Consider the following 11,697-nt stretch of genomic DNA (forward strand, 5'->3'; position numbering starts at 1 on the left):
GGCAGCTGGACTACAAGGTGGCATGGAACGGTGGTATGCTGCTTGCAGTGCCGCCGCACCACACTAGCCAAACATGCCCGTGCTGCGGGCATGTCAGTAAAGACAATCGACTCACGCAAGCACAGTTCCTGTGCGTCGATTGTGGTTATGCAAATAACGCCGATGTGGTCGGCGCGATCAATGTTTTAGAGCGAGGATATCGCTTGTTAGCCTGTGGAGAGTCGGCGCAGTCAGGCCGCTCTGTGAAGCAGGAACCCACCGAAGGTAGGGCGCAGAAGTTGCGTTCACCCGCAGGGATCCCCGCCCTTTAGGGCGGGGAGGATGTCAAACAGTCATCTAATTATAATAAAACGTTAATATAAGTATCACTTTTAGTTTTTATATTGACTGCGTTTAAATGCCCATGGGACCAAAATGAATACAATGAATCGACGCTCTTTTCTAGCTGGTTGTGTTATCGCTTCAGCCACTCTTACTGTGTCTACTGCACTGACTGGTTGCACTGGTAGTCAAAAAAAATCGGCGCTCAGCGATGTCCTCTTTAGTCATGGCGTGGCTAGCGGCGACCCAATAGCAAACGCAGTCATTATATGGACGCGCGCTTTACCCTCAGTCAACGCGATACAAGGAAAAACGTTTGCTACTGTTAACGTTCTTTGGGAAATGGCGACTGATCAAGAATTTGTAGATATTGTTCGGGTTGGTCAAGCGAGCACAAGCGAATTGATTGACTATACGATTAAAGTAGACGTTCAAGACTTACAAGCAGCAACACAATATTATTTTCGGTTTACCGGAGCAGACCAGATAAGTAGAGTCGGGCGCACTAAAACACTACCTATTGGTGACGTTGATTCAATAAAACTAGCTGTGCTTTCATGTTCAAACTTTCCGGCTGGCTATTTTAATGCTTACGCTGAGGCTGCAAAAGATAATCAAATAGATGCTGTTTTACACTTAGGAGACTACATTTATGAGTATGCAATGGGCGGCTATGCAACCCAGAGAGCGGAAGAGATTGGTCGCTCAATTGCGCCGGATAACGACCAAGAGACAATAAGCCTTGTTGATTACCGCAAGCGTTACGCATTATATCGGACTGACAAAGGCTTATTAGATTTGCACGCTAATACGCCGTTTATAGCAGTATGGGATGACCATGAAGTGGCCAATGATACTTATAAAGATGGCGCTCAAAACCATAATGAAGGAGAGGGTGATTTCTTCGAACGGCGTCTCGCCGCTATTAGTGCTTACTATGAATGGTTACCTATACGACCACCCAAAGGCAATCAAAGCCCCGAAATTTACCGCCATTTTGAATTTGGTAATTTGCTGAGCTTGTACATGCTTGATACTCGAATTATAGGTCGAGACAAGCAGTTGGAATATTCAGAATATCGCGACGCTGAAACCAACACCTTTAATAGCAAAGAGTTTATTCATGACATTAACAAACCACAGCGAACATTATTAGGCAAAAAACAATTTGACTGGTTAAGTGCCGCCATTTCTGGGTCTACAGCGAAGTGGCAAGTGCTAGGACAGCAGGTGCTAATGAGTAAAATGATGTTACCTACTGAAGTATTTGGCGGTGACGATCGTAGCCAAATTCCGCGTACTATTGAACAGCTTGTTAATATCCAACAGGCTGTAGCAAACGGTCAAGAAGTTTCTGAGCAAGAGCTAAACAGACTCAACACAAAAATGCCGTATAACCTTGATGCATGGGACGGCTATCCTGCTGAGAGAGAAAAACTTTACGCCACCGCCCAACAAAGCAATAAATCTTTAATTGTGCTTGCCGGTGATACCCACAATGCTTGGCATTCAGTTTTAAGCGCAAAAAATGGCTTACCAGTTGGAGTAGAATTTGCGACGCCTGGCGTTTCATCGCCAGGAATGGAGTATTATTTAAAAACTGAGGATGAAATTTCAAGCAAGTTGGCGCAACAATTACCGTTGTTAATTGATGATCTACAGTATTGCAATTTGCATCAACGCGGATATATGACGGTTACTCTTACCTCTCAAAAAGTGACTGCTGAATGGATCTATATTGATCAAATATTGTCACCAAACTATCAGGTTGCAGCAAGACATAAGGTCGATTACAGCTAGTGATTTATCGCGCACGCTACCCAACGTAGTTATCCAAGAGCAAGCTGGTAAAGTTTCCTTTACAGGTGCAATTTTTACTGACTCATACTGGCAATGCAGTATCGAGTCGTTCTCTAATTTTTTTGTGCTATCGTAAACAATCCTAATATGAACCTTAAAAAAAACGGCGAAATACTACATGCATTCAGTTGTCATCGTTGGAACAGGATTTGGTGCAATTTCAGCGGCAATAGCGCTACTAAAAAGAGATATTAGCGATTTTGTGATGCTTGAACGTCGCAGTTTTGCCGGCGGAACTTGGCTACAAAACAGTTACCCGGGCGCGGCTGTCGATGTGCAATCGCCGTTATACAGTATAGCCGGCGAACCTTATCCTTGGTCGCATCTATTTGCTAAACAAAGTGAGTTAGCAGCTTACACGCAAAACCTTATTGCAAAGTATCTCCTTTGCGAGCACATCAGATTAAATACTGAAGTGGTTGGTGCTATATGGCGTGATAGTTACTGGGAGGTAACGCTCGCAAACGACGAAATCCTAACTTGCAAAGCTATTATTAATGCAACAGGTCCTTTGAGTACCCCTGTCGTGCCGGAACTCAACGGCTTTGATAAATTCAAAGGAAACAGTTTTCATACCAATGATTGGCAGCACAGTATAGATATCACAAATAAAAAGGTTGCCGTCATTGGCAGTGGAGCAAGTGCAGTTCAGGTTATACCGGCGATCGTCGATAAGGTGGAAACACTGCACGTTATACAACGCACCCCGCATTGGGTGATCGCAAGAATGGATTGGGCTTTTCCGCGTTGGCTTAGCAACGTATTAGCGTTTCTACCTTTATATACTGTCATTCGTTGGTTTATTTACTGGACCTTAGAAATGCGTGTTTTAGCGTTTAAATATAGCCGTACTTTGTTAAAGGTTTTGGCTGAATGGCCAGCGCGAAAACATTTAAAAAATCAAGTTGGCGATAAAGCCTTACGGAAAAAGTTAACGCCTGATTTTACCATTGGCTGTAAACGCATTATTCTTTCGAACATGTATTATCCTGCACTACAAAGAGCAAATTGTGAATTGCATGATCAGCATGATACGTTTATCGGGTTTACTGAAAACGGTTTATCTTTTGCTGGTTCTGGTGACGTGGAAGTAGACGTTGTTGTGTTTGCAACTGGCTATAACGCCAGCGATTCTATGGTTTCATACGATGTTACAGGCAGACAAGGAAAACGGCTCAACGAGCATTGGCGGGATTACCCAAGGGCTTATTTAGGTACAACAGTTCCCAATTTCCCTAATTTCTTTGTGATCACGGGCCCAAATACGGGTATTGGTCACACGAGTGCAATTTTTGTTATCGAGTCGCAGATGAAATACGTAATGCGATGCATCGATATTTTGCAGTCGAGTAAAGTAAAAGCCATTGAACCTACCGACATTGCCGAAACCAAATATACCGAAATGGTGCATAGTGAAATGGAAAAAACGGTTTGGAAGACTGGTGGTTGTTCAAGCTGGTATCAAAATAAACAAGGCAAGGTAATCGCCATGTTTCCGGGCTTCAGTTTCACTTTTAGGCGCTTGTGCAAAAGATTCATTTTTGGACACCACCATATTGAATGAGACGTCCATATATGTAGCTAATAACCGGCTACCCGGCGCTTGATGCAACGGTACTAGAGCATGCAAAAAATAAGAAAACGCTCCAACAAATCTGCACTTTTTTATAGTGAAGTAAACGACCTCCAATACAAGTCCCTTTAAGGGCAGAGAAACAATACATTGAACACTCAAGAATTTATTCAAATCCGCCGTTTCATTCTGAAGCTGGGCAAGATGTTGCACAAGTACGGAACGCCAGCATTTCGATTAGAGGCATACTTGCTAGAGGTATCTAGCTATTTAGGTGTCTACGCGTCATTTATTGCAACCCCAACCTCTATTACTTTCGTGATCTGGAGTGATAAACACGAAGACGAATATAATCATGCCGCGCGACTTCAACCAGGCGATTTGGACATGAATGCTCTGTCGCTTACCGATGAGCTGGCAAATGAATTATTGTCCGGGGCAATAACCTTAACGGATGCTGATATCCGTTTGGACGCTATTAATGAAATGCCAAGTCCATACGGTAAGATTATCACTGGTTTTGCATTCGCTTTAGCGACAGGCTCTTTCTCAATGCTAATGGGCGCCAGTTTAGCTGAGATTTTTTGGGCGGCCTTACTCGGTTTTGTTTCTTACTTGTGGATTTTATGGGCACAAAAATCGAAGCGCGTAAATTTAATGCTAGAACCCGTAACTTCATTCGCTGCCGGTATTTTAGCGTGCGCTATAAGTCGCTATTTAGATCCCGGCATTAACATTCCATTGATGGTGCTTTCCGCGGTAATCGTATTAGTACCGGGTTTAGCACTGACCATGGGATTAGCCGAGCTGTCGTCAAGAAATCTGGTGTCGGGGACCGCACGAATAATGGACGCAATTATGCAACTATTTAAGCTCTACTTCGGTGCATTCTTGGGCGTGGGTGTTGGCTTTAGTTTATTCGGGGAAAATCAGTTTGAACCAGCAGCATCCTTGCCATATTGGGCGACTTGGTTGGCTGTTGGCTTGTTGTGTTTTGCCCTAGTACCTATTTTTAGAACACGACTTAAGCACATACATTGGGCATTAATGTCGGCTTTTATAGCTTATGGTGTGACGGTTTACAGTTCTAATTATATAGACCAAACCTTTGGCACATTCTTAGGTGCATTTGCGCTGGGTGTTTTTGCTAATGCCTTTGGAAGAATAGCAAACCAACCCTCAACCATTGTCGCTATGCATGGTTTAATTGTGCTGGTGCCGGGTTCTAAAACCTATATCGGTTTGAATTCGTTTATTTCGGGTCAGGACTTTGTGCAAGCGGCGCATGTTGGACCCGAAGTGTTTCTGATATTTATGTCGTTGGTTGCGGGACTCATATTTGCGAACGTCGTAATGCCAACCAGAAAAGCCCTCTAGTTGGGCCATAAGGCGAAATAAAACACTCTTTTACTGTCTACTATTCACAGAACTAAGGCCATACGATTAGCTAAATAAATTGTGATTAAAACCAACGCCAGCCTATATTGTAGCGTCGAATAATCTATCTTGATTTGTAACTAGCTCGCAAAAAAGGGAAGCATCTTATGCCACAAAATAATGCATTAACGTATTCTGGTAAAACAACACTTATTTCTGGAGCCGCCGGTGGCATAGGGTTTGCTCTCGCTAAAGAGTTTGGTGAGCTGGGAATGAATGTTGTGATTGCAGATATCGACGAGGCTGCATTAGCGAGTGCTAAAATGCAGTTAGAGTCTCTGAATATTAATGTGTTAGCGTGTAAATTAGATGTCACTGATTTTTCGCAGTGGCAAGCCTGTGTTGAGCAAACGATAGCCACTTTTGGCATGCTACATATGCTTGTAAATAATGCCGGTGTTGGCGGTGTTCCGGGTAAAATTGAACAAGCGGATCATGACATATGGCGCTGGGTAATTGATGTCAATTTGATGGGAGTAGTGTACGGAGCGCAAGCAGCAATACCTGAAATAAAACGCCATGGAGAAGGTGGCTGGATTGTAAATGTAGCGTCAATGGCGGGTATGATGGGCGTTCCTTATGCAAGTTCATACTCCGCTACGAAAGCAGCCGTTGTGTCGATGACCGAAAGTTGGGCCGTGGAATTAAAATCACATAATATTCAAGTGTCAGCACTGTGTCCTGCCTTTGTTAAAACTCGCATTCACGAGTCAATGCGTAATAAACAAGATAAATATAAGTCGAGCACAAAATCCAAAGAAATTGCGCCAGCAGATAAAGACCGGTACAAAAAGAATTTTGGTCAAGCAGCCGCGTTGGTTGAGTCTGGTATCGCGCCAGAACTACTTGCAAAACGGGTTGTTGAAGCTCTCAATTCGGGTCAGATGTATATATTTACTCACCCTAATTACAAGGAAGTGGCTGGATATAGAGCAGTAATGATTGATAAGGCTTTTGATGATGCCCAGCAAAGTGAGCTCGTGAAACATCTTATTGATGATGATATCGTTAGTTTGTGAATGCACTTTAATAATAACTAAGATGGTAAATACAGTATATTAATCGACGCTTTGTTTGCGCGTGTATTAAACATCATAATTTTTGCTTAAGGGCTTTATGTCAGAAACAAAATGGGATCCGGTTAAATATAATCAAGTCGCTGATTTTGTTGCTAAGCTTGGTGAGCCTTTACTAAATCTGCTTGCACCAAAATTGTCAGACTCTATTCTAGATGTAGGGTGTGGCGATGGCAGTCTTACCGAAAAAATCAAACCTTTATGCCAACATGTGCTTGGCATAGACGCAAGTGCTGAAATGGTCCTAGCGGCTAAGGCAAAGGGCCTTAATGCATTGGTAAAAGATGCTAATGATTTAGACTTTAATGAGCAATTTGATGGTGTTTTTTCGAATGCAGCCCTGCATTGGATGACAACACCAAAAGCAGTAATAAGTGGTATTTATCGATCATTAAAACCACAAGGCCGTTTTGTAGCAGAGTTTGGTGGCTTCGGTAATGCAGGCAAAATAGTGGATGCGCTGACTACCTGTTTAGAACGTGAAGGTATTTTGTATCAAAATCCATGGTACTTCCCCACGGCTGAGGCCTACTCGGACTTGCTGGTAAAGCAGGGTTTTGAGCTTGAATATATCGATTTATTTGATCGTTTTACACCACTACCAGAGCACTTAAGTGAATGGCTAGAAGCCTTTGGCCAAGCATTTTTTACAAATGTAGATGCTAAACATAAGAAACACATCATTGACGAAATTACTAATCTGCTGAAACCCGATTTATTGGTAAATGGTCAATGGCATGTCGACTACGTTAGGCTACGCGTAAAGGCCTTTAAACCACAGCGCCGCTAAACCATAGTGTTTTTACGCTGGGTGTTAATGTCGTTAGATCACAGTGATTTAAAGTACTCCATAATTTGACTTAAGGGTAAAACCTGAGCGTATTTTGCATGCATATCATGCAGGCTCATTGCATGCGCAGACTGATTTCTATCCCCACAAGCTTCAGTTATGACTGCACATAGGAAGTTGTGTTGCAGACCATCTACGCATGTCGCGCGCACACAACCTGAGGTAGTTAAGCCGGTGATAATAAGTGAGTCTACGTTGAGCGTTGCCAACTTGCTGGCCAAGGTTGTTGCAAAAAAAGCACTTGGATAGTTTTTTTCAATAATGTTGTCGCGGTTGACATAAGGGCTAAACTTATCGTGTATATTGACCCAATGAGACCCTCTCTGCAAAATATTTAATGCAGGCAATCGCTGCCTAAATACACTGGCTTGTTGCTCATTATCGTAAACAACAGTGCTAAAAAAAATAGGGACGTTACTGGCAGTCGCTGCCTCGATCAACTTAAGATTTGCTTCTAGTTGAGGTTCAAAATCTCCTCCCAAAGGGCTTTTCTTATCAGCAAAGCCGTTGCTAAAATCGACAGCAATTACAGCTGGGCTTTTGCCCAACTGTAATTCACCAATAAGCAGATCACTATCGATAAGTGTTACGCTCATTTAGAACTCAGGTGCTTGGGGTGCAGGAAGTTTGGTTTCGGCCATACTGCGGGCTTTGATATCAGCAATATCACCACCAAAATCAAACAATTGAACATCACCACGCTTACTCGCCATTTGTGCTCTTAGTCTGGATGTTGCTGCTTGATCAATAGACATATCGTCGTTGATAACTAGCCCATAGGCTGCGGCGCCTTTAACCGAAACTAATGAACGATTGATGTCATCTAATACCAACTGAGGCTCGCGCTTTAATGGATCTCCCCAACCACCGCCACCCCAAGTATTAAAGTACAAAATATCACCATTTTTAACTTCAATACCTTCACACTTTGCAGGTAATGTTTCCTCACGCCCATCAGCTCGAATTAATATTTTGGTTGAACGCATACCAGGAGCTCCACCGTTAACTCCCCAAGGGTATGTTAACCAGCGGTCATCATGGATAGCTATTTGGCCGTCGTTTAAGAAACGATAGCCGACAGATAGTCCATTGCCACCACGATGCAAGCCTGCGCCGCCTGAGTCTAATATCGCTTCATACGCCTCGACTCTTAGTGGGAAGTAAGCTTCAATGAATTCGTTAGGAACATTAGTAAAACCCGGCCATAGTGAATGGCCATCAGGACCGTCTCCAGCAGGGCGACCCGGAATACCACCAAATCCAATTTGGAAGAGTTGGAACCACTCGCCTTTAGCATCGTAGCCTGAATAAAATAAATGCGGTGAATCTGAAAATCCTGCCGCATTCATCGCTTCAGGTGCGCCTTGTCCGAGCAAACCACCCATGACATCAAATATTCTGCCGAGGGCATGGGTTCTTCCCGAGAGAGCCGCTGGGTAATTTGGTTTCAATAAGCTACCTTGAGGTATGCGCACGTCCACCAAATCATAAAAACCATCATTAAAGAGTATTTGTGGGTCAACTAAGTTAATAGTGAAAGAACCAAAAAACATCTTAAACATTTCTTCATTTAAATAGAAATTAATTGAGCTTTTGGCTTGTGGATCGGTGCCTTCAAAGTCAAATATTGCTTTGGGTCCTTCACGCCACATTTTACAGCGGATTTTGTATGGTCCTTTACCCACGCCATCGTCGCACAAGTAATCTTCAAATACGCGAGGCTCTTCAGGCACTAACATATTGATGATTGCAGACATTGCAGTGTGATTTCGTTCTAACATGACTTCCATTGTTGAGTAGAAAGTGTCATCACCAAATCTATCTGCTATCTCGATAACTCGCTTCGATGCTGTATTGCAGGCAGCGACTAAGGCGTTTAAATCAAACCGATTCCACTGTGGTGTTCTTACGTTGTGTAATATGAGTTCCAGTAGGTCTTTCTGTAATACGCCCTTCTTGTAAAGCTTTGTTGGGGGAATACGAATACCTTCTTGGAAAATCGTTTCAGCTTTAATTGGAATTGAGCCCGGGACCATTCCTCCATTATCTGACATGTGACCAAACATCGCTGACCAAGCGATATGCCTGCCCTCACGGAAAATAGGAACAATAACAATCCAATCCGGTAAATGCGATACAGCACCATTACACATGTACGGGTCATTAGTTAATAACACATCACCTTCTTCCACTTGTCCTGAAAATGCATCCATAAAACCATGGATGAAAGAACCAAATTGTCCTACCACCATTTTGCCATCTTTATTCGCAATCATCGGAAAGCAATCACCTTGCTCACGAATACCTGGACTCATTGCTGTTCTAAATAAGACCGCGTCCATTTCTTCACGCGCATTTTTTAGCGCGTTTTCAATTATATCAACGGTTACTGTGTCCGTATCAACGCGATTAAGAGGAGCTGTGTTTGTTTCAATAATTTTGTTCATTCTGATCTCCTACTATTTATTTTTGTTTGCGTTAACAGGATTAATTAAGAGGTTGCCAACGGTATCTACAGTGGCAACATATCCGGGTAAAATAACCGTTGTAGAATCCATCTCACCTACGATGCAGGGGCCAGGAATAACTAAGCCTACAACCATTTTAGCGCGCTCATAAATGGCAGCTTGATGATACTGTCCTGCATGATAAATTTTGGTGTCGGCAATTTTGCATTCGAGCAATGTAGTATTTCCAGTTATTTGCTTGCTCAAAGGCAGAGCAGTGGAAGCTGCAGATACAATTGCACGAACCATGACAATCTCGTGACCTTCATCGAGGGCAAAGGTAAATAGTTGAGTATGTTGTTCGTCAAAGCGACTAATTAACAAATCAAGACCTTGGGCTTCAAAGTCGGCTTGGGATATTTCAATAGATAGTTGAAATGCTTGGCCGGTATAACGCACATCAGCTTGTAAGGTAACTTCTAACTCATATTCACTGATCCCATCCGCAATAAGAGTTGAGGAGGCTTTCTCTGTTAACTCATGAAATAGCTTTGCTAGTGAGGCTTGATTTGTATTCTTGATTAAGGTGACATAAGTTTTGGATGCTTCATCTTTAACTACAGTGGTCGCATCGCCATAGGCACATAATACGCCGGGTCCTGGCGGTATAATGGTAGGCCACGAACCAGTCAAAATTCCCAATGCATTTGCATGTAAAGGACCTGCTCCACCAAAACCAACGAGGGCAAAATCTCGGGGGTCAAAGCCCTGCTCAACAGACACTAGTCGCAATGCACCAAACATGGCTTCATTAGCAATACGCACGATACCTTCAGCCGCTTCTTCTACAGAAAGGCCCATCGCATCTGCTACTTTTTTGACTGCTGCAACGGCTGCTGCTTTATCAATTGCCATTTTACCACCGAGCTGAACGTCCGAAGGTAAGTAACCTAAAACCACGTTAGCATCGCATACCGTTGGTTCCACACCGCCTTTCATATAGGCCGCGGGTCCTGGCTGAGCACCTGCTGATTCAGGACCTACTCGCAGTGCTTTAGTTAACTCAGGAACGAAGGCCAATGACCCGCCGCCGGCGCCAACGGTTCTAACATCGACCGAAGGTGCTCGCACAGTAACGTCGCCAACCCTGGTTTCCCGTCGGATGCGTGCCTTAGCATTTTGTATCAGGGCAACGTCGGTTGATGTTCCGCCCATATCAAATGTTAGAACATTGTCATATCCTGCCGCAGATGCAAAATGTATCGCTCCTGATACACCGCCGGCAGGTCCGCTCATTAATAAGTTAACCGGATTGTCGGCTGCAGCATTAGCTGAGGCTAAACCGCCGTCTGAACGTAAAATCGATAAGTGCAGATCTTGGCCCATGGTTTTATGCAAAGACGCTTGAAGGTTCTCAACGTAGCGCGCAACTTGTGGACGAACATATGAATTTACAACGGTAGTTTCTGTGCGCTCATACTCTTGCATTTCAGGTACGATGTCACTAGAGATACTAATTGGAATATCGGTAAAGATTTCTGCAGCAACGGCTTTAGCTTGTTTTTCATGTTCGCCGTTAACATAAGCATTGATGAAGCAAATAGTGAGTGCTTCGACTTCACCCTTCGCTTTAAGCTTAATTAAATCATTTCGAAATGCTTGCTCGTCCAAAGTCTTAACTGTCTTTCCGTCGGCCCCCATGCGCTCATTCGCTTCTATGGTCAATTCGAGCGGGGCTAGTAACGGTTTTTTTACATAACTCACCCAGCCGCCCAAGCCTCCAGGGCAAAAAGAGCGTGCGACTTGCAGCACATGCTTGTAGCCTTTTGTGGTCACTAGGCCAACTTTAGCCCCTTTACCCGTAAGTACAGCGTTTGTGGCAACCGTCGTTCCATGCATGACTCGATTGATCTTTTTTGGATCTATGCCGGACTCTTCGCATATTCGCGCAATACCGTTTAATACCCCAATTGACGAATCGTCTGGTGTCGAGGGAACCTTCGCTGTGTGAGTTTCACCGTTGCTTTCGTTGATCAACAAAAGGTCGGTAAAAGTGCCTCCAACATCAACGCCTAATCGATAACTCATAACCTTTTCCTTCTTTTATATATTTGTATTAACTAAAAATAGTCG

General features: G+C 43.5%; 9 protein-coding genes. 6 read left to right on the forward strand and 3 right to left on the reverse strand.

The genetic code is table 11. The features are described 5' to 3' along the window. Positions 1–5: 5 nt before the first annotated feature. The 6 genes from G399_RS21090 to G399_RS0118900 all read left to right on the forward strand — a co-directional run bounded on the left by G399_RS21090 (position 6) and on the right by G399_RS0118900 (position 7,057). Complete coding sequence (locus G399_RS21090; protein WP_280512683.1) at positions 6–311, forward strand: zinc ribbon domain-containing protein; 306 nt, start codon at positions 6–8, stop codon at positions 309–311. 103 nt (positions 312–414) lie between these two features. Then, positions 415–2,121, forward strand: a complete 1,707-nt coding sequence (locus tag G399_RS0118880; protein WP_006015755.1) for an alkaline phosphatase D family protein — start codon at positions 415–417, stop codon at positions 2,119–2,121. Positions 2,122–2,299: 178 nt separating this feature from the next. After that, entirely contained in the window at positions 2,300–3,745 is a 1,446-nt protein-coding gene (locus tag G399_RS0118885) for a flavin-containing monooxygenase (protein WP_006015753.1), read from the forward strand. Positions 3,746–3,904: 159 nt separating this feature from the next. After that, positions 3,905–5,131 carry a threonine/serine exporter family protein gene (locus G399_RS0118890; protein ID WP_026843891.1) on the forward strand — a complete coding sequence of 409 codons (1,227 nt, stop codon included), beginning with the start codon at positions 3,905–3,907 and terminating at the stop codon, positions 5,129–5,131. A gap of 167 nt (positions 5,132–5,298) precedes the next feature. Beyond that, positions 5,299–6,210: an SDR family NAD(P)-dependent oxidoreductase gene (locus G399_RS0118895; protein WP_006015749.1), complete on the forward strand. Its 912-nt coding sequence runs from the start codon at positions 5,299–5,301 to the stop codon at positions 6,208–6,210. A 97-nt stretch (positions 6,211–6,307) separates the two neighbouring features. Next, positions 6,308–7,057 carry a class I SAM-dependent methyltransferase gene (locus G399_RS0118900; protein ID WP_006015747.1) on the forward strand — a complete coding sequence of 250 codons (750 nt, stop codon included), beginning with the start codon at positions 6,308–6,310 and terminating at the stop codon, positions 7,055–7,057. A gap of 38 nt (positions 7,058–7,095) precedes the next feature. On the opposite strand, the gene G399_RS0118905 is transcribed toward G399_RS0118900, so the two are convergent. From G399_RS0118905 to G399_RS0118915, 3 genes are read right to left on the reverse strand one after another with little or no spacing between them, the layout of a single operon-like run. Next, on the reverse strand, positions 7,096–7,713 hold the full coding sequence (locus tag G399_RS0118905) for an isochorismatase family protein (RefSeq protein WP_006015745.1): 618 nt from the start codon (positions 7,711–7,713) through the stop codon (positions 7,096–7,098). Next, entirely contained in the window at positions 7,714–9,564 is a 1,851-nt protein-coding gene (locus G399_RS0118910) for a hydantoinase B/oxoprolinase family protein (protein ID WP_006015744.1), read from the reverse strand. A 12-nt stretch (positions 9,565–9,576) separates the two neighbouring features. Next, positions 9,577–11,652 carry a hydantoinase/oxoprolinase family protein gene (locus G399_RS0118915; protein ID WP_006015743.1) on the reverse strand — a complete coding sequence of 692 codons (2,076 nt, stop codon included), beginning with the start codon at positions 11,650–11,652 and terminating at the stop codon, positions 9,577–9,579. Positions 11,653–11,697 lie beyond the last annotated feature (45 nt).

Origin of the sequence: Brumicola pallidula DSM 14239 = ACAM 615 (assembly GCF_000428905.1) — a bacterium.
Taxonomy (GTDB): Bacteria; Pseudomonadota; Gammaproteobacteria; order Enterobacterales; family Alteromonadaceae; genus Glaciecola; species Glaciecola pallidula.